This is a genomic window from Phycicoccus endophyticus (assembly GCF_011326735.1).
Classification (GTDB): Bacteria; Actinomycetota; Actinomycetes; order Actinomycetales; family Dermatophilaceae; genus Phycicoccus; species Phycicoccus endophyticus.
Map to the genome: position 1 here is coordinate 46955 of NZ_JAANCN010000015.1, position 18057 is coordinate 65011.

Genomic DNA, 18057 nt, shown 5'->3' on the forward strand with positions numbered 1-18057 from the left:
CCGGCAGGACGACGCAGGAGGGACGACCCCAATGTCCGACACCCGAACCTCGTCAGAAGCCAGCCCGACGACGGAGGCGATCACCCTCCGGCTCGCGGCGCTCGGCCTGCCCCTCCCGCCGGGAGCGGAGAGCGACAGCGCCCTGCAGCTCGCGACGCCGATCCTCGCCCGCAACCGCGAGCTGAGCCGCCGGCTCGCCGACCGGCCGTGCGCCGCCGACCGGCGTATCCAGGCCTTCCTCGACGACTTCCTCGCCAACGCCCCCGTCCGGCCCCAGCTGCCGCGGCGCACGCTGGTCCTCGACGAGCCCGGCCTCGCCCGAGAGCTCACCCTGCCCCGGGACGGCGACGAGTTCACCTCACGCCTCGTGGCCAGCTACCGCCTGGCCAACGGCGTCCTGCACAACCCGGCCAACGACCGCCGCACGACGGCCGGGGTCTTCCACATCGCCGAGGGTGGGCTGCCTATCCAGGACGACAAGCTCGCCGTGCCCAACGCCGTCTACGCGCGCTTGCTCGAGGAGGCGCTGCGGCCTCCCGCGGAGGACCTCGTCCTCCCTTGGACCGCCACCGCGCCGGAGCCGGCGCGCACCTGGGTCTCCCTCCTCCTGCGGCCCGTCGTCGTGCCGGCCACGGGCGCCAGCCCGCTCGCCCGCAGCATGGAGACCCGGTTCATCGTCCCCGGCGGCCTCGTGTGCAACCTCGACTTCGTCGAGACGGTCTTCGGCAACGCCGGCGACCCCTACCTTCCCGAGAACGACGCCTCGCTGGACCCGGTGTCGTGGACGGGGCACACCGGCTGCGTCATCCTCGCGCCGCACCTGACCGCGCTGACCAAGCGCGAGCTCGGGCTTCCGCACGTCGACGACGCCACCGAGCGTCAGCGGCGCGACGGCATGTGCTGGACCACCTCCGACGAGCGGTACAACGGCGGCAAGGCGTTCAAGGTCACCGCCCGGGACGCCCGTGGCGTCGTCGTCACCGTCATCGCCGACAACTACTTCGGCTACTGCAAGAAGGAGGTCAAGACCCAGATCAGCTACGCCGCCAACCTCTTCGGGATGGCCGAGGAGGAGCACTCCGGCGGCGCGATCTGCTACCCGGCCTACAACCTCGGCCAGGAGTACACCGACACCTTCACGCCGGAGGACTACAGCGTGCGGGAGGTGCTCGCCGGCAACCCCGGCCGCTTCGAGCCCCGGCCGGAGGGGCACGCCGTCGACACCCGGCTGCCCCAGCTGACGCTCGTGCCCACGGGTGCCGCCTTCAGCATCCCGCGCCGTGCCGTGACCTGGACGGGGCGCCGTGGGGAGCGCTACGAGATCCCCCTGGACGCCGACCGGGTCTACATGACCCCCAACGGCTACCGGGTCTTCGCCAAGCCCCGCGAGGCCGACCCCACCCAATGGCACCTGCTCGGCATCTCGCCGCTGTCGACCCAGTGCCACAAGCCGGCGACCGTCTCCGGCGGGGGCAAGAGCGAGATCAGCAAGTCGCTCATGGACGCCGTCGTCTTCGGGCACGCGACCACCCTCGGCTTCGACGCCGACATGGACGCCGTCGCCGACCTCGTCGGCACCGACTTCTCCGGCCGCTACCGCGACCCCCAGCGCCCGCGGGACGAGCGCAGTCTGCTCTCCGCCGAGCGCACGCTCGGCAGCGTCATCAAGCTGCTCACGCCGAACGAGGACTTCACCGACGAGTACAACGCCTGGCTCGAGGAGATCCCGCCGCACGTCAAGGAGCTGGTGTACCTCGTCAAGAAGTACTACGAGCCGGAGTGGGGCGAGGACTGGCGCAGCCACTTCTCGGTGAGCACGATCAACGGCCGCGAGGGCAGCCGGGTGCGCCTGGACGGCGAGCTGGTCATCGTCAACATGCTCCGGCTCGGGTTCACCCCGGACGGCTCGTGGCGGCTGTTCTCGCTGCGGCCCGACTTCAGCCCCGCGGTCAAGGTGCAGAGCGAGGACGACATCACCGCGAGCGTCGTCCTCCCCGAGACCCTCGCGCCGCTCGACTTCGGCGACCACCGTGGCCTCACCGAGGCCCGCCGGGAGGCGCGCAGCCGCCCCGCGGTCTCGCGCAAGTACGTCACCAACTGCGAGCGGCTGCTCTTCCAGCGCCCGGACGACGCGATCCACCGCGGCTACGACAAGCAGGCCGAGCGCGACATCGCCACCCCGGGCACCTTCCTCTCCAACTTCCAGCCGCTGACCCGGGCCGACGCCGCCGAGATGGTGCGCGACGCGGTGGCCTTCAGCCGCTACACCCCGCCGATGGCCGACCTGCTGGCCCGTTTCGCGACGACCGAGGAGGGGCCCGGATTCGTCGTCTCCTCCTCCGAGCCCCGGCTCGTCGGCGGCGTGCCGACGAAGAACCCCCGCTACCTGCAGCCGCGCCCGGACACTGCCGACCCGACGGCCACCGCCCTCGCCGATGTCGCGAGCCACCTCGCGCTCAAGCGGCCCCTGGACGAGCTCGCCCCGCTGCCGGTCGACGTCGTCGCCGCGGGGCGGCGCAACAACCCGCCCGAGGCGGGGTCCCCGGCGCTGTGCTCGTACAACCCCCTGCACTACATGGAGCTGCCCGAGCTGTTCATGGAGTTCATCAGCTCGATGACCGGCAAGTCGCCCTCGACGACGGGAGCCGGGTCCGAGGGCGCCCTCACCAAGGGCCCGTTCAACATGCTGCCTTCGGTGATCGACCTCAACGCGGCCTTCCTCTCCTACGCCCTCACCGGCTACGACGGCTGGGTCTCCGGTGCCGGGTACATCGGCCCTCGGATCCGGGTCGACCACGACTTCAGCCTGCTCGTGCCCGAGCTGTTCGCCCGGATGTGGCCGAGCGAGCGGGACGCGCGCGCCCTCATCGACAACGGCTTCCTCGAGAAGGTGCCCGACGTCGAGCGTGAGGGGATGACCGTCGAGGCCAGCCGCCTCGGCTACCGGATGAACCACCGCTTCGCGACGACCTTCTTCGGGCGGATCTTCCTGCACCCGGAGACGGTCTTCACCGACGAGATGCTCGCCCCCGAGCTGCAGGGCGCCGACGTCTACGCCGACAGCGTCGAGGTCATCATCGAGACCCACCGTCGGGTCGCGCAGTCCTACATCGACGACGGCACGATCGAGCTCGCCGTGCCCCCGCTGCGTGCGCTGCTGCAGTACATGGCCCTGGGCAAGACCGACGAGGGCTGGACGCTGCAGTCGCCCGAGCTGCGCTCGCAGTTCACCCGCGAGAGCGTGCTCGCCAGCGACTGGTACGCCGAGCGGCTGGACGCCAAGCGCAGCTACGACATCGACCACTACGAGCGCTCGGTGGCCGACCTCGAGCGCTTCCTCGCCGGCGACACCAACGCCGACACCGCCGACCGGCTGCACGTCCAGCGCCGCCTGCAGGACGTCACGGCCGAGCTGGCCCGGGTGTCGGCACCGGGGTACGCCGCCGAGCTGGTCGGCACGGTCGGGCGCCAGCCCCTCTGAGCCGAGACGGCCCGCGAGGCCGCCCGTCCCTCCCGTGCTGTGGGTGGGTGGCCTCGGCATACGGTGGCGACATGGAGTTTCGATACCTCGGAAACAGCGGGCTGAAGATCTCGGAGATCACCTACGGGAACTGGCTGACCCACGGCTCACAGGTCGAGAACGACGCGGCGACGGCGTGTGTGCGCGCCGCGCTCGACCACGGCATCAGCACCTTCGACACCGCCGACGTGTACGCCAACACCAAGGCGGAGACGGTGCTCGGCGAGGCCCTCAAGGGTGAGCGGCGGGAGAGCCTGGAGATCTTCACCAAGGTGTACTGGCCCACCGGCCCGGGCGGGAAGAACGACACCGGCCTCTCCCGCAAGCACATCATGGAGTCGATCGAGGGGTCGCTGCGGCGGCTCCAGACCGACTACGTCGACCTCTACCAGGCCCACCGGTACGACACCGAGACCCCGCTCGAGGAGACGATGCAGGCGTTCGCCGACGTCGTGCGCCAGGGCAAGGCGCTCTACATCGGCGTCTCGGAGTGGACGGCCGACCAGATCCGGGCCGGTCACGCCCTCGCACGCGACCTCGACATCCAGCTGATCTCGAGCCAGCCGCAGTACTCGATGCTGTGGCGGGTCATCGAGGGTGAGGTCGTCCCGACCTGCGAGGAGCTGGGCATCGGCCAGATCGTGTGGAGCCCGATCGCGCAGGGCATCCTCACGGGCAAGTACAAGCCAGGTGAGGCTCCGCCGGCGGGGTCGCGCGCCACCGACGACAAGGGCGGCGCCGACATGATCAAGCGGTTCATGGACGACGACCTGCTCGCCCGCGTCCAGCGGCTGCAGCCGATCGCCGACGAGGCGGGCCTCACCATGGCGCAGCTGGCCATCGCGTGGGTGCTGCAGAACGACAACGTGTCGGCGGCGCTCGTCGGGGCGTCCCGTCCGGAGCAGGTCGAGAGCAACGTGGCGGCGGCGGGGGTCCGTCTCGAGGAGTCCGCGATGGCGGCGATCGACGAGGCGCTCGGCGACGTCGTCGTGCGTGACCCGGCGATGACGGCTCGTAACGCGCCACAGACCCGCGTGGCCTGACGTACGGCGCCGGGCGGCCCCCGCCGCCCGCAGACGGCCCCGGACCCGCGTGGGTCCGGGGCCGTGCTCGTGCCACGGGTGGGGTGGCTGCCTGTGGACAACTCGGGTGGCGGATCCGGGGGGTTTGGCTACCGTTTCGGGGGTGGGGGTCGCCGGGGTGGTGGCCCGGGAAGGGACGGATGGGCCGTACGTGTCGTGCGCTCACCGGGGCCGTCGTGCTCGCGGTGCTCGCCCTCGGGGCGTGCAGTTCCGACGACGACCAGGTCGCGAGCCCGACGCCGAGCGCGACGAGCGCCAGCCCGTCGCCGTCGGCCTCGAGCGCCAGCCCCTCGCCGTCGCCGAGCGAGAGCGGCCCCGACATCCCCGCCGCCGCCCGCAAACAGACCCCCGCCGGCGCCGAGGCGTTCGTCCGCTACTTCTTCGCCCAGCTCGAGAGCGCGTGGACCACGCCGGAGTCCGGCCTGATCGCAGCCCTGAGCATCGATGCCTGCCACTTCTGTGAGGTGACGGAAGGTACCGCGAGGTACTTGGTCGATCATGGGCAGCGTTACGCCTCCGACCCCGTGGATGTGCGGGACGTACGGGTCTTCGGGGGCGCTCCTCCTGGGCAGCAATACCTCTCACTGACGATGGTCCAACGTCGAGCCAGCATTGAGAGTCTTGATGGAGAGGTGGTAAAGACCGACACCTACAAGGAACTGCCCCGCTACGCAACCTTGCGATGGGCGAACAGCCGGTGGGTCATGCTCGAAGTAGAGAAGACATGAAGCGGGCGCTGCTTGCCTTCGGGATACTTGCGTCCTCTGTCTCCGGCGTGGGTGCGGACGAACCGGGCCCTCCGTTGGACCTTGACGCCAGCTCCGCGAATACCGGTACTCGGGTGACGTTGAGTAGTGCTGACATGCGTGACCTGGCTAGTTCCTACTTCCGTAACGCGGTGGCGAGTGGGCCTTTCCACGACTATCGGGCGGTCTCGGTGTGTGGGAACGCGGGACCGGAGAGCGCCAATCCCGGGGATCTGTGTCCGCCGTCGTGGGGGCTGTGTCGTATCGCGTCGGGTGGGGGTGAGGGTCCGGCGGTGGTGGTCTATCGGCGGGTGGTCAGGCGCGATGGGACGCCGGTGGTGGGGCCGTTGGGTGAGTGGGTGGAGGTGGCGTTGACGTGTTGGCCGGAGGCGGTGCCGGGGAACGAGAACGCGTTGACGATGGCGATGATTCGGGATGCGTTCCACGACACCGACTTCACTGTGCCGACCGTCAACATCCAGCCGGAGGGGGATGTGACGTTGGTGAACCTGCCGACGTTCTTCGAGGCACGGTTTCCCGACGCGGGTTTTGGCCCGGATGAGGTGGACCACCCCGATCCCGCCCGTCTGCTGGGCCATCCCATCGACGTGCGGCCGCGGCTGAAGTCGGTCACCTACCACCTCGGCGAGGACACTGTCGGCCCCACCCAGGACCTCGGCGGGCCGTACCCGGATGGTTCCGTCGTCCAGACCTACACCCGGCCCGGTCGGTATCAGGTGCGCCTGGACATCGTCTACACCGGCCAGTTCCGGGTTGGCGGCGGCGCATGGGTCGACATCCCGGGGGAGGTCGCCCTCCAGGGCACGCCGGTCACGCTCACCGTGCGTGAGGCCACCGCCCGTCTCTACACCCACTGAGCGCCGGCCGCACCGACCTTCCCTCGACCGAACCGCGAGCGGCCGGTGTCGGGGACGCGGGGGTCCCCGACACCGGCCGACACGGTCGAGCCGTCAGGAGAACAGCTTCGCTGCCGTCTGCAGCGTCTGGAACACGCCGTAGGCGAGCAGCACGACCATCACGCCCCACGACAGGTACACGCGCAGCGACCCGCCACGGGCCACGGAGCCCTCGCGCTCTCCCTCGGCGAAGTCCTGGACGGCCTCGGCCGCCGTCCCCTCCGGCTCGTGGTAGCGGGCGTCGACCGCGCGCACGAGCAGGTTGGCGACGAAGCCGACGGCCAGCACCCCGACCATGGTGAACAGCGCGGTCCGGTACTCGGCCGCGGTGAGCTCACCGGGCTTGCCGGCCGCGTCGAGGAACCCGTTGATGATCAGTGGCCCGGCCACACCGGCCGCCGACCAGGCGGTGAGCAGCCGCCCGTGGATCGCGCCGACCTGGAACGTGCCGAACAGGTCGCGCAGGTAGGCCGGCACCGTCGCGAAGCCACCGCCGTAGAAGCTGATGATGATCGCCGCGACGAGCACGAAGACCGCCGTCGCCGTCGAGCCGGCCAGCGCGAGCACGAGGTAGAGCACGATCCCGACACCGAGGTAGACCATGTACATCGGCTTGCGGCCGATCTTGTCCGAGGTCGTGGACCACACGAACCGCCCGGCCATGTTGAACAGCGAGAGCAGCCCGACGAAGCCTCCGGCTGCCGCGACCGCCACCGACGAGGTCCCGTCCGAGCCGCGGAAGAAGTCCTGGATCATCGGCGCCGCCTGCTCGAGGATGCCGATGCCCGCGGTGACGTTGCAGAACAGCACCGTCCACAGCAGCCAGAACTGCGGGGTGCGGATCGCGTTCGCCGCCGAGACGCTGCGGTCGGTGATCAGTGCGCTCTTCTTCGCCGTCGCCGGGTCGAAGCCGGCCGGTGCCCACCCGGGCGGGGGGACCCGGACGTTCGTGACCCCGATCATCATGATGAGGAAGTAGATGACCCCCAGGCTGACGAACAGCATGGTCAGCGCGTGCCCGTTGGCGAGGGAGGTCGACACCGACGGGTCGTAGTCGGTGTCGTAGAAGCGCAGGAGCTGGCGGGAGAGGGGAGAGGCCACCATCGCCCCGCCGCCGAAGCCCATGATGGCCATGCCGGTGGCGAGACCGGGCCGGTCGGGGAACCACTTGATGAGCGTGGACACCGGGGAGATGTACCCGATGCCGAGCCCGATCCCGCCGATGACGCCGTAGCCGAGGTAGACCAGCCACAGCTGGGAGCTGGCCATCCCGGCCGCGCCGACGAAGAAGCCGAGCGCCCAGGCGCACGCGGCGGCGAACATCGCCTTGCGCGGCCCGACCCGGTCCACCCAGGTGCCGAGGACCGCGGCCGCCAGGCCGAGCATGACGATCGCGATCGAGAACACGATCCCGACGGCCGTCAGCGACGAGTCGAAGTGGGACACCATCGAGGCCTTGTAGACACTCGTCGCGTAGACCTGGCCGATGCACAGGTGGATCGCGAGGGCCGCGGGCGGGATGAGCCACCGGTTGTAGTCGTGGGGCGCAACGGTGTGGTGGCGGTCGAGCAGCGAGAGCAGCCCTCCCGAGGGTGCCCCCTGCTCGTCGGTCGTGGCGGACATGCCTTCCCCTTCCACTGGTCCCGGCGCACCGTTGCGCCTCGGGTGGCCCGCCGCGCGGCGAACACCGCGACCGAGACTAGGGACGTTGGCGCCCGCGTGGGGAGGAACGGGCTCACGAAGTGGCCGGAGGGCACGGTCGGCGCCACCACCGGGCCGAGCTCGGGTCGGCTCCGGTGTGGCGCAGCGTCCCTGTCGGTGCCCGTCCCTACGCTTTCGAGACGAGCCACCGTGGAAGGACGCCCCGCGGTGCCGACGGCGGAGGAGGTGCGCGGTGCAGGTCCAGCAGGCTCTGGCCATGGCGCGGCGGCTCCTGCACGAGCACGGGCTCGAGGAGTGGAGCGTCGTCGTCGACCGCGCCAAGACGCGTGCCGGGGTGTGCCGTTTCGCCCGGCGGCAGATCGGCATCAGCGGGCCGCTCACGGCGCTGCACTCCGAGGAGGAGGTGCGCGACACCGTCCTGCACGAGATCGCCCACGCGCTCGTCGGCCCCGCCCACGGTCACGACGCCACCTGGCGGGCGGCCGCCGTGCGCATCGGGTGCACGGGTGAGCGCTGCGTCCCGAACGACGCACCGCGCGTCCCGGGGGACTGGGTCGGCCGCTGCCCGGCGGGGCACGAGCGGATGCGCCACCGGGCACCCACCCGGCTGATGTCCTGCGGGCGCTGCTCGCGGGCCTTCGACCCGGCGCACCTGTTCACCTGGACCTACCGGGGCCGGTCGGCACCGCTGCCGGCCTCGTACACCGCAGAGCTCGCCCAGCTGCGCCCGGCCGTGGCCGCGGTGCGGGCGCAGCCTCCGCGCCTCGGCGAGGCCGTCGAGGTGGCGGCCGGTCCGTGGCAGGGCCGCTCGGGCGAGGTCGAGCTCATCGGGGCCGTGCGGTGCCAGGTGCGCCTCGGCGACGACCTCGTCAGTGTGCCGCTCGACGCGGTCCGGGTGCTGCGCGCCGGCCGGGTGGCATGAGGTGGCACGCGCGGGGGCAGGCACGGCGCACGCGGTGAGCGGACGGGCGCGAGCGCCGAGGGCCGGTGAGGACCCTCACCGGGGGTGCCCGTGACCGCACCCGCCCGACCGGCGGACAATGGCTGACGTGAGCGACCACGACAGCGATGCGCCGACGCCCCCGGAGCGCGACATCGACCAGCCGCAGCGGCCCGAGCCGCTGGAGAGCGCCATGGACGCGCCGGAGCGGCCGGAGCCGGACACCGTCGCGCCCGGCCTCGCCGGCAGCACCCGGGTCGCGGACCCCACGAGCAGCGTCTTCGCGGACTGGCGGCCACCGCAGCACGGGCTCGAGCGGGCTCTCGTGCTCGCCGGCGGCGGGGCCACGGGCATCGCCTGGGAGGCCGGGATCGTCATCGGGCTGCGCGACGAAGGCGTCGACGTGCGCACCGCCGACACGATGATCGGCACCTCGGCGGGGTCCATCGTCGCCGCCCACCTGCGGCTGGGCACCGACGAGGACGGAGCGCTCACCCGCATCCGGGAGGGCGCGCCGCTGTCCAGCTACGGGCGGCTCGGCGCCTCCGACGCCGGGCGCTACGTGCGCTCCCAGCTCACCGCGGACCGCCGCGGCGGGCGGTCGGTGGTCTCCCAGGCCGCCCTCGAGGCGTCCACCCCGAGCGAGGAGGAGTGGCTGGAGACCGCCGGGCTCGGGCTGGTCGGCAAGGAGTGGCCACCGGGCCGGCTGTTCGTCACCGCGGTCGACGCCGAGACCGGCACTTCCGTGGTGTTCGACGGCACCGGCGGGGTCCCGCTCGAACGCGCCGTCGCCGCCAGCTGCGCGGTCCCCGGCGTCTTCCCCGCCGTCGAGGTCGCCGGGCGGCGGTACGTCGACGGCGGCCTGCGCACCATCGCCAACGCCGACCTCGCGGCCGGCCACGCCCGGGTGCTCGTCCTCTCGCCCTACCCCGTCGGCCCGCGGATGCGCGACCTGCCCCGGATGCAGCTGCGTGCCCTGCGCCCGCACAGCCGCACACACCTCGTCGTGCCGGACGCCAAGGACCTGTGGGCGATGGGCGCCAACCCGCTCGACATGACGCGGGGGGCCGAGACCTTCGAGTCCGCCCGGGCCCACGGGCGGCGCATCGCGGCCCGGGTCGCCGAGGTCTGGGACGGCTGAGCTCCGCGACCGCCGAGGGCAGGGACGGGCGAGGCGTCCCGGGTGGGCCCTCGGGCGTCCGGCCCCCTCCGCCGCCGGTCCCGGCGGTCGATAGGGTCGCGGCAACGGAAGGAGGCCCACCCATGACGCCTCAGCACGGCGCCCTCGACACCGGCGGCCACATCGCCCTCACGGAGCACTACGCAGCCCACAACTACCACCCGCTGCCTGTCGTCCTCAGCCACGGCGAGGGCGCCTGGGTGACCGACGTCGAGGGACGTCGCTACCTGGACTGCCTGGCGGGCTACTCCGCCTTGAACTTCGGGCACGGCCACCCCCGGCTGCTCGCCCGCGCCCACGCCCAGCTCGACCGGCTCACCCTGACCAGCCGGGCGTTCCTCAACGACCAGCTCGGCCCGTTCGCGCAGGCCCTCGCCGGGCTGACCGGCACGGACATGGTGCTGCCGATGAACACCGGCGCCGAGGCCGTCGAGACCGCCATCAAGGTGGCGCGCAAGTGGGGCTACCGCGTCAAGGGCGTCCCCGAGGACGCCGCGACCATCGTCGTTATGGAGGGCAACTTCCACGGGCGCACGACGACGATCGTCAGCTTCAGCGACGACAAGGTCGCCCACGACGAGTACGGGCCCTTCACCCCGGGGTTCCGCACCGTCCGCTACGGCGACGCCGACGCGCTGCGGGCGGCCGTCGACGACACGACGGTCGCCGTGCTCCTCGAGCCGGTGCAGGGGGAGGGCGGCGTCGTCATCCCCCCGGAGGGCTACCTGCGCGCGGTCCGCGAGATCTGCGACGACGCGGGCGTGCTCATGGTCGCCGACGAGGTGCAGTCCGGTCTGGCCCGCACCGGGCGCACGTTCGCCTGCGACCACGAGGAGGTCCGGCCGGACGTCTACGTCCTCGGCAAGGCGCTCGGCGGCGGCCTGTACCCGGTCTCGGCGATCGCCGCCGACGAGCCCGTGCTCGGCGTCATCACCCCGGGCAGCCACGGCTCGACCTTCGGGGGCAACCCGCTCGCGGCGGCCATCGGCCACGAGGTCGTCCAGATGCTCGAGGAGGGCGAGTTCCAGGCCCGGGCCACCCGGCTCGGCGCGCAGCTGGCCGACGGCCTGCGCCCGCTCGTCGGCCAGGGGCTCGACGCCATCCGGGTGCGCGGCCTGTGGGCCGGGCTGGACATCACGGCCGGCGGGCCGACCGGGCGCGAGCTGTCCGAGCGCCTCCTCGAGCGCGGCGTGCTGGCCAAGGACACCCACGGGTCGACCATCCGGCTCGCACCGCCGCTCGTCGCCACCGAGGGTGAGGTCGACCTCCTCGTCGAGGCGGTCACGGGCGCGCTGGGCTGACGGCCCGGGCCGCGTTGCGGGCGATGGCCTCGGCGATCTCGTCGCGGCGGGCCCGGGGAAGGTCGTGGCCCATGTCCGGGAACATCAGCAGCCGCGACCCCGGCACCGCGCGTGCCGTGGCGATGCCGCCGCTCGGCGCGACGAGCCGGTCGGCGAGGCCGTGGACGACGAGCGTGGGTACCTGAACGCTCGCCAGCCGCTCGGTGCGGTCGGGGCTCTCGAGGATGGCGAGCAGCTGGCGCACGGTGCCGATCGGGCTGACGCTGCGCCGCACGGCCGCGCGGACCATCGTCGTCATCTCCTCCTCGTCGAACAGCGGGCCGGCGATCCGTCGCCATCCCTCGACCCCGAGCCGCACGGCCTCCTCCTCGTCGCTCGGGTGACCCTGGGTCAGCGAGAGCGCCATCGAGGGCAGCAGGGACGGGTGCACGCGGCCGTGCCGCCGGCTGCCCGTCGTCGACATGATCGAGGTCAGGCTGCGGACCCGCTCGGGGTGGTCCACGGTCAGCTGCTGGGCGATCATCCCGCCCATCGACGCACCGACGACGTGCGCGGTCGCGACGTCCAGGTGGTCCAGGAGGGCACGGGCGTCCTCGGCCATGTCCGCGAGGAGGTAGTCGGCACCCCCGGTGCCCGGCCGCAGGAAGCTGCGCACGACGGCCGCGCGCGAGGGCGGGGGCGACTCGGTGAAGCTCGAGAGCCCGATGTCGCGGTTGTCGTGCCGGATCACCCGGAAGCCGCGTTCGACGAGGGCGGCGACGAAGTCGGTGGGCCAGGCGACGAGCTGGGTGCCCAGGCCCATGACGAGCAGCAGGGGCTCCCCGTCCGGCGGCCCGTCGACCTCGTAGGCGATCTCGACGTGCCCGAGCTGTGCGGTGGCCATGAGGCCCAGTCTCCCACCGGTATCCGCGTGGCCGACCGCGCCGGCCCTTACCGCCGTCGCGGGCCGGCGCCGCCGGGACCGCCTGCACAACTAGCATGTGCGGCGTGATCGCAGCGCTGACGTACGTCGTCGTGGCGGTCTCGGTGACCCTGTGCCTCGCGGCGGTCTGGTACGCAGTCCGCGACCGGCTCATCGACGACCGGCTTCTCGCGGTCGCCGCCCTCCTCGAGCTCGGCGTCGTCGTGCTCCTCGTGGCCGGGCTGCTCGGGCTCGGCCGCATCGGTGACGCCACCGAGCGGGCGACCTTCGTCGCCTACCTCGTCAGCCTGCCGGTCATCCCCGTCGGGACCGCCCTGCTCGCCATCAAGGAGAAGTCCCGGTGGGCGATGGGCTCGATGGCCGTGGGGGCCTTCGCCGTCGGGGTCATGACCGCCCGTCTCCTCCAGATCTGGATGGCCTATGCCTGACTCCTCTGTCCGCGACCGCCGTGCCCTCGGTGGCCCCGGCGTCCTCCTCGTCGTCGTCTACGGGGTGCTCGCCCTCGCCGCCACGGGCCGCTCCGTGCTGCAGATCAGCGAGTACTTCGAGCGGGCGCCACTGGCCTACGTGCTGTCCGCGGTGGCCGCCGTCGTCTACCTGCTCGCGACGTGGTGCCTCGCCCGCGGCGGGCGGTGGGTGCGGGTGGGCATCGTGGCCTGTGCGGTCGAGCTCGTCGGGGTGCTCGCCGTCGGCGCCGCGTCCTACGCGCTGCCGTCGGCCTTCCCGGACAAGACCGTGTGGTCCCACTTCGGGCAGGGCTACGGGTTCGTCCCGCTCGTGCTGCCCGTCCTCGGTCTGCTGTGGTTCCGTCGCGTCGAGCGCGCGGCCGCGGCCGAGGAGACCGCGGCCCGGGGCGCGGGCGTCGGGGACGGCGCCGCGCCCTCCGGCGGCTGACCGGGGCGACGACCCCGCCCGCGGGAGCCCGAGAGGGGCCCCCGCGGCCGCGTCAGTCCGCCGCGGGCTCGAGCAGCAGCACCGGGATGAGCCGGTCGGTCTTCTCCTGGTACTCGGCGTAGGGCGGGTAGGCGGCCACGCACCGCTCCCACCACTGCGCGCGCCCCTCACCGGTGATCTCCCGGGCCACGGCCGGCCACGACCGGGTGCCGTCCTGGAGGGTGATGTGCGGGTCGGCGAGGAGGTTGCCGTACCAGGCGGGATGCTCGGGGGCCCCGCCCTTGCTCGCGACCGCCGCGTAGACCCCGTCGTGCTCGACGCGCATCAGCGGCACCTTGCGGGTCGCCCCGGTGCGTCGGCCCCGCATCGTGAGCATGACCACGGGGCGGTCCATGACGCTCACCGACCGGGTGTCGCCGGTCTGCTCGATCTTCTCGACCTGCTCGCGGACCCAGTCGGTGGCGGAGGGGAGGTATCTGTCGCTCATGACGGGGTCAACTCACTTGTCGCTCGAAGGCTTCCACAGGTTGATGCCGGCCTCGACGGCGTGCTTGTCGATCTGGGCCAGCTCGTCCCTGGAGAAACGCAGCTTCTTGACGGCGTCGAGGCTGTCGTCGAGCTGCTCTACCGAGCTGGCCCCGACGAGGACGGACGTGACCCGCGGGTCGCGCAGCGCCCAGGCGAGCGCCATCTGGGCCAGCGACTGTCCGCGCGCCTTCGCCATCCGGTTCAGGGCGCGGATGTGCCGGAGCGCGGAGTCGGTGAGCAGCGAGGGGTCCAGCGACTTGCCCTGCGAGGCCCGCGAGCCCTCCGGGACGCCCTTGAGGTACTTGTCGGTGAGCATGCCCTGGGCCAGCGGTGAGAACGCGATGCACCCGACCCCGGTCTCGCCGAGCGCGTCGAGCAGACCCTCGGTCTCGACCCAGCGGTTGAGCATCGAGTACGACGGCTGGTGGATGAGCAGAGGGGTCCCCATCGCGCGCAGGATCTCCACCGCCTCCCGGGTGCGCTGGGCGGAGTAGGAGGAGATGCCGACGTAGAGCGCCTTGCCGGCGCGCACGAGCGAGTCGAGCGCCCCGAGGGTCTCCTCGAGGGGCGTGGTCTCGTCGAACCGGTGGCTGTAGAAGATGTCGACGTAGTCCAGCCCCATCCGCTGCAGCGACTGCTCGCAGCTGGCGACGATGTACTTGCGCGAGCCGCCGCCCTGGCCGTACGGGCCGGGCCACATGTCGTAGCCGGCCTTGGAGCTGATGACGAGCTCGTCGCGGTAGCGGCGGAAGTCGCGCGCGAGGATCGTCCCGAAGTTGCGCTCGGCCGAGCCGTAGGGCGGCCCGTAGTTGTTGGCCAGGTCGAAGTGGGTGACGCCGCGGTCGAAGGCGCGGCGCAGGATGGCCTGCTGGCGCTCCAGCGGGACGTCGTCGCCGAAGTTGTGCCACAGCCCGAGGGACACCGCCGGCAGGTCGAGGCCGGAGGACCCGGTCCGCCGGTACGGCATGCCGGAGCGGTAGCGGCCCGGGGCCGCCTGGTACTCGTCGACGAGGTAGGTCATGGCGCCCATCCTGCCCCCTGCACCCCGCCCGGCGGGACCGCGGGCCCACGGCCCGTCGGGTGCCCACGGGGGCATGCCCGCGGGATGAGACGAGGCCGCGGCGAGGATGGCTCGCCGCGGGGCCTCGGCGTAGCCTGCCGGCAGGTCATGAGCGCCAGCGCCAAGCCCCGGCTCGCTGGCCGGCAACCCTCCTCCGCGGTGGGGTGCCCCGGGTGAGGACCTGGCGAGCGGCACCCGCCGCTCGCAAGCGCGGGAGCACCCCGGTACCCCCGCCGAGCACACGTCCGCGTGCGCCCGGCCCAGCGTCGAGCGCACCAACACAAGTGGGAGCCATCGCAATGACCGACCCGTCCCAGTGGGGTTTCGAGACCCGGCAGGTCCACGCCGGCCAGCAGCCGGACAGCGCCACCGGCGCCCGTGCGCTGCCGATCTACCAGACCACGTCGTACGTCTTCAACGACACCGCGCATGCCGAGAACCTGTTCGCGCTCAAGGAGTTCGGCAACATCTACACCCGGATCATGAACCCGACGCAGGACGCCGTCGAGCAGCGCATCGCCGCTCTCGAGGGTGGCGTCGGTGCCCTCCTCGTGTCGTCCGGGCAGGCGGCGACGACGCTCGGCCTGCTCAACGTCGCCGAGGCCGGTGACCACATCGTGAGCAGCGCCGCGCTGTACGGCGGCACGGTCAACCTCCTGAAGTTCACCTTCGCCAAGCTCGGCGTCGAGGTGACCTTCGTCGAGGACCACACGAACCCCGACGCGTGGCGGGCCGCGGTGCGCCCGAACACCAAGGCGTTCTTCGGCGAGACGATCGCCAACCCGAAGGCCGAGGTGCTCGACATCGAGGCCGTCGCGGCCGTCGCGCACGAGGTGGGCGTGCCGCTCGTCGTCGACAACACGATCGCGACGCCCTACCTCATCCGCCCGCTCGAGCACGGCGCCGACGTCGTCATCCACTCGGCCACGAAGTACCTCGGGGGCCACGGCACGTCGATCGCCGGCGTCATCGTCGACGGCGGCACCTTCGACTACACCGCCGACCCGCAGCGCTACCCGAGCTACAACACCCCGGACGAGAGCTACCACGGCCTGCGCTACGGCCCGGACCTCGGCGTCGGCAGCCCGTTCGGGGCGAACCTGTCCTACATCCTCAAGGCGCGGGTCCAGCTCCTGCGCGACCTCGGCTCGGCGATCAGCCCGTTCAACGCCTTCCTCATCGCGCAGGGCCTGGAGACGCTCAGCCTGCGCCTCGAGCGGCACATCGAGAACGCCCGCCGGGTGGCCGCCTACCTCGAGGACCACGCACAGGTCGAGTCGGTGCGCTGGGCCTCCCTCGAGCGCAGCCCCGGCAAGGCCCTCGCCGACAAGTACGCCCCGAAGGGCGCCGGGGCGGTGCTCGCGTTCGAGATCCGCGGCGGCGTCGAGGCCGGGCGGCGCTTCGTCGAGGGGCTGAGCCTGCACAGCCACGTCGCGAACATCGGCGACGTGCGCTCGCTCGCCATCCACCCGGCGTCGACGACGCACAGCCAGGGTGGCGACGAGGACCGGCTGGCCGCCGGCGTGACCCCCGGCCTGGTGCGGCTCGCCGTCGGCATCGAGAGCATCGCCGACATCCTCGCCGACCTCGACGCCGGGTTCGCCGCGGCGCTCGGGTCGGGGGAGGACGGTACGGCGCCCGAGCTCGTCGGGGCCACCCAGGGCTGACGCCCCGCGCCCGCCCCGAGACCGCCGAGCGGGCCGGGGCGGGCGCGCGGGAGCCTGTGGAAAACCTCGCGGACGGTCCGCCGCGGGCGCCTAGCGTCGGGGCATGGCGACGTACCGGGTCGATGCCCAGACGGTCCTCGAGGTGGGGGCCGCCCTCGTCGACCTCGGGGGCGCCCTCGCCTCGATGGGCGACCCGCACGCCGACCGCTGGGCCTTCGGCCCCGGCCCGGCGGGCGCGGCGGTGGAAGAGCTGCTCGGTGGCTGGCGTCACGCCCGGCTCGGGCTCGCCGAGGCGCTCGCGGTCCTCGGCGAGGCTGCGGCCGAGGCCGGTGGCGCCTACGTCGACACCGAGGCCGGGCTGGCGCACTCGCTGCACGGAGGGCCCACCGCGTGACGCCTCCGGTCCGGCGGCTGCGCGTCGTCGAGGGGAGTGCGGGCGGGGTGCGGCTCGTCGCCGACGCCGTCGCCGCCACCGGGCGCCGGCTCGCCGACGCCGCGGGCACGCTCGTGCGCCTGCGCGAGGGCGCGGTCTGGGACGGCCCGGCCGGTGAGGCGTTCGGGCAGCGGATCGCCTCGGCGCCCGCGGTGCTCGACCGGGCCGCCCGCCGCTTCCTCGGCGCCGCCGCCCCGTTGCGCGAGCTCGCGGACGTGCTCGAGGCCGAGCAGCTGGCCACCCAGCGCACGGCCGACGAGCACGCGGACGCGTGGGGCGCCTACGTGCTCCTCGAGGACCGGGTCGCGGCACTGCTCGGGGCCGGCCTGACGCAGGCCGCGCCCGAGGTCGCCGCGCTGCGCCGGGCCCAGCAGGAGGAGATGGCCACCGTCCTGCGCGCCGAGGAGGGCAACCGGGCCGCGCTCGCCCGCTTCGACGCCGCCGACGCCCGGTGTGCGCGCACGGTGGCCGCGCTCGCCGACGACGACATCGCCGACTCCGCGCTCTACCGGGGGGTCCGCGGCGCCGGCTCCCTCGGCCACGGCGTCGGCTACCTCGCGATGCTGCCGACGCGGGTCGCGCCGCAGTCGGCGCTGCTCGGCGCGCTCGGGGAGGGGGTCGGCACGCTCGCCGACACCGGGTTGCTCCTCGGGTACGGCGAGGGCAGCTGGGCCGAGCTCGGCGTGGGTGCCGGCGCCTGGGCGCTCGGTGCCTCCGGGCAGGCGCTGAGGAAGGGGGCCACGGCGGGCAGCGTCCTGCGGGCCGACGGCGGCGTCGCCGTCAGCTCGATGAGCGCGGGGGAGCGGGTCCTGGCCGGCACGGTGGCCACCGCGCGCAGCCGCGTCCGCAGGGCCCGGGCCCGCTACGCGCACCTGCCCGAGCGGGGGACGCCGAGTGCCCTCCTCGGTGGCCCGCCACTCCCGCCGAGCGGCAGCGCCCTGACCCGGGCGAGGGCTGCGGGCGCCCGCCTCGCACGCTCCCGGCTCGCGAGCGCGCGCACGGAGCTGCGCCTCGCGGCGGCGGGCGGCCGCCAGACCTCGCGGATGTACCTCGCCGGAGTGAGCCTCCAGGCGTCCTCGAAGGCCCTGCCGGTGACCGTGCCACCGCGTCGCCGCCCGCCACGCTCGCGGCCGCTCTCGCTGCCCCCGCCCCCGCCCGGGTGCTCGGCCACGGTGGGCTGGTGACCCCGACCTATCCTGTCGGCC

Annotated in this window: 16 protein-coding genes and 1 riboswitch; of the genes, 12 read left to right on the forward strand and 4 right to left on the reverse strand. The window is 73.1% G+C overall.

The features are described 5' to 3' along the window. The first annotated feature begins 31 nt into the window (after nt 1-31). From G8D98_RS13570 to G8D98_RS13585, 4 genes are all read left to right on the forward strand, one after another. On the forward strand, nt 32-3481 hold the full coding sequence (locus G8D98_RS13570; protein WP_166104402.1) for a PPi-type phosphoenolpyruvate carboxykinase family protein: 3450 nt from the start codon (nt 32-34) through the stop codon (nt 3479-3481). 71 nt (nt 3482-3552) lie between these two features. Beyond that, complete coding sequence (locus G8D98_RS13575) at nt 3553-4563, forward strand: aldo/keto reductase family protein (protein ID WP_166104405.1); 1011 nt, start codon at nt 3553-3555, stop codon at nt 4561-4563. Between the two features lie 215 nt (nt 4564-4778). Next, nucleotides 4779-5330, forward strand: coding sequence for a DUF6318 family protein (locus G8D98_RS13580; RefSeq protein ID WP_166104408.1), 552 nt, complete (start codon nt 4779-4781; stop codon nt 5328-5330). Nucleotides 5331-5641: 311 nt separating this feature from the next. Continuing rightward, nucleotides 5642-6226 carry a hypothetical protein gene (locus G8D98_RS13585; RefSeq protein WP_166104411.1) on the forward strand — a complete coding sequence of 195 codons (585 nt, stop codon included), beginning with the start codon at nt 5642-5644 and terminating at the stop codon, nt 6224-6226. A 93-nt stretch (nt 6227-6319) separates the two neighbouring features. Here the strand turns inward: G8D98_RS13585 and G8D98_RS13590 are convergent, their stop codons facing one another. After that, nucleotides 6320-7888: an OFA family MFS transporter gene (locus G8D98_RS13590; protein WP_188744923.1), complete on the reverse strand. Its 1569-nt coding sequence runs from the start codon at nt 7886-7888 to the stop codon at nt 6320-6322. A gap of 271 nt (nt 7889-8159) precedes the next feature. On the opposite strand from G8D98_RS13590, the gene G8D98_RS13595 reads away from it, so the two are divergent. The 3 genes from G8D98_RS13595 (at nt 8160) to rocD (ending at nt 11348) form a co-directional block, all read left to right on the forward strand. Next, entirely contained in the window at nt 8160-8849 is a 690-nt protein-coding gene (locus G8D98_RS13595; RefSeq protein ID WP_166104413.1) for a SprT-like domain-containing protein, read from the forward strand. Between the two features lie 127 nt (nt 8850-8976). Beyond that, nucleotides 8977-10008, forward strand: coding sequence for a patatin-like phospholipase family protein (locus G8D98_RS13600; RefSeq protein ID WP_166104415.1), 1032 nt, complete (start codon nt 8977-8979; stop codon nt 10006-10008). Between the two features lie 122 nt (nt 10009-10130). Beyond that, on the forward strand, nt 10131-11348 hold the full coding sequence (rocD, locus tag G8D98_RS13605; RefSeq protein ID WP_166104418.1) for an ornithine--oxo-acid transaminase: 1218 nt from the start codon (nt 10131-10133) through the stop codon (nt 11346-11348). Here rocD and G8D98_RS13610 read toward each other — a convergent pair. Further along, the gene (locus G8D98_RS13610; protein ID WP_166104421.1) at nt 11329-12231 is read right to left on the reverse strand and encodes an alpha/beta fold hydrolase; all 903 of its coding nucleotides are present in this window, start codon (nt 12229-12231) and stop codon (nt 11329-11331) included. The two genes, rocD and G8D98_RS13610, sit on opposite strands and share 20 nt — an antisense overlap. 104 nt (nt 12232-12335) lie before the next feature. Here G8D98_RS13610 and G8D98_RS13615 point away from each other — a divergent pair, with 104 nt between their 5' ends. Together G8D98_RS13615 and G8D98_RS13620 are read left to right on the forward strand one after the other, a co-directional pair. After that, nucleotides 12336-12698 carry a hypothetical protein gene (locus G8D98_RS13615; RefSeq protein ID WP_166104424.1) on the forward strand — a complete coding sequence of 121 codons (363 nt, stop codon included), beginning with the start codon at nt 12336-12338 and terminating at the stop codon, nt 12696-12698. Beyond that, nucleotides 12691-13164 carry a hypothetical protein gene (locus G8D98_RS13620; RefSeq protein WP_229661951.1) on the forward strand — a complete coding sequence of 158 codons (474 nt, stop codon included), beginning with the start codon at nt 12691-12693 and terminating at the stop codon, nt 13162-13164. Before G8D98_RS13615 ends, G8D98_RS13620 begins: the two co-directional genes overlap by 8 nt. Before the next feature lie 52 nt (nt 13165-13216). Here G8D98_RS13620 and G8D98_RS13625 read toward each other — a convergent pair whose 3' ends face one another. Both G8D98_RS13625 and mgrA read right to left on the reverse strand, forming a co-directional pair. Then, nucleotides 13217-13651 (reverse strand): nitroreductase family deazaflavin-dependent oxidoreductase, encoded by a 435-nt coding sequence (locus tag G8D98_RS13625; protein WP_166104427.1) that lies wholly within the window; start codon nt 13649-13651, stop codon nt 13217-13219. A gap of 12 nt (nt 13652-13663) precedes the next feature. Beyond that, nucleotides 13664-14713: an L-glyceraldehyde 3-phosphate reductase gene (gene mgrA / locus G8D98_RS13630; protein ID WP_166104430.1), complete on the reverse strand. Its 1050-nt coding sequence runs from the start codon at nt 14711-14713 to the stop codon at nt 13664-13666. Nucleotides 14714-14856: 143 nt separating this feature from the next. Beyond that, nucleotides 14857-14969, forward strand: a riboswitch (SAM riboswitch). Nucleotides 14970-15051: 82 nt separating this feature from the next. Between mgrA and G8D98_RS13635 the strand changes: the two genes are divergently transcribed. The 3 genes from G8D98_RS13635 to G8D98_RS13645 all read left to right on the forward strand — a co-directional run bounded on the left by G8D98_RS13635 (nt 15052) and on the right by G8D98_RS13645 (nt 18036). After that, nucleotides 15052-16419: a bifunctional o-acetylhomoserine/o-acetylserine sulfhydrylase gene (locus G8D98_RS13635; RefSeq protein WP_166104432.1), complete on the forward strand. Its 1368-nt coding sequence runs from the start codon at nt 15052-15054 to the stop codon at nt 16417-16419. A gap of 103 nt (nt 16420-16522) precedes the next feature. Continuing rightward, a complete protein-coding gene (locus G8D98_RS13640) occupies nt 16523-16813 on the forward strand; it encodes a hypothetical protein (RefSeq protein ID WP_166104435.1) in 291 nt (96 codons plus the stop codon). After that, nucleotides 16810-18036 carry a hypothetical protein gene (locus G8D98_RS13645; protein ID WP_166104437.1) on the forward strand — a complete coding sequence of 409 codons (1227 nt, stop codon included), beginning with the start codon at nt 16810-16812 and terminating at the stop codon, nt 18034-18036. Before G8D98_RS13640 ends, G8D98_RS13645 begins: the two co-directional genes overlap by 4 nt. Nucleotides 18037-18057: the final 21 nt, after the last annotated feature.

What these genes read in the sequence shown, in the direction of transcription:
- rocD (WP_166104418.1), top strand. Translation starts at nt 10,131, where the DNA reads ATGACGCCTCAGCACGGCGCCCTCGACACCGGCGGCCACATCGCCCTC.
- G8D98_RS13620 (WP_229661951.1), top strand. Translation starts at nt 12,691, where the DNA reads ATGCCTGACTCCTCTGTCCGCGACCGCCGTGCCCTCGGTGGCCCCGGC.
- G8D98_RS13610 (WP_166104421.1), bottom strand. Translation starts at nt 12,231, where the DNA reads ATGGCCACCGCACAGCTCGGGCACGTCGAGATCGCCTACGAGGTCGAC.
- G8D98_RS13575 (WP_166104405.1), top strand. Translation starts at nt 3,553, where the DNA reads ATGGAGTTTCGATACCTCGGAAACAGCGGGCTGAAGATCTCGGAGATC.
- G8D98_RS13625 (WP_166104427.1), bottom strand. Translation starts at nt 13,651, where the DNA reads ATGAGCGACAGATACCTCCCCTCCGCCACCGACTGGGTCCGCGAGCAG.
- G8D98_RS13590 (WP_188744923.1), bottom strand. Translation starts at nt 7,888, where the DNA reads ATGTCCGCCACGACCGACGAGCAGGGGGCACCCTCGGGAGGGCTGCTC.
- G8D98_RS13570 (WP_166104402.1), top strand. Translation starts at nt 32, where the DNA reads ATGTCCGACACCCGAACCTCGTCAGAAGCCAGCCCGACGACGGAGGCG.
- mgrA (WP_166104430.1), bottom strand. Translation starts at nt 14,713, where the DNA reads ATGACCTACCTCGTCGACGAGTACCAGGCGGCCCCGGGCCGCTACCGC.
- G8D98_RS13635 (WP_166104432.1), top strand. Translation starts at nt 15,052, where the DNA reads ATGACCGACCCGTCCCAGTGGGGTTTCGAGACCCGGCAGGTCCACGCC.
- G8D98_RS13640 (WP_166104435.1), top strand. Translation starts at nt 16,523, where the DNA reads ATGGCGACGTACCGGGTCGATGCCCAGACGGTCCTCGAGGTGGGGGCC.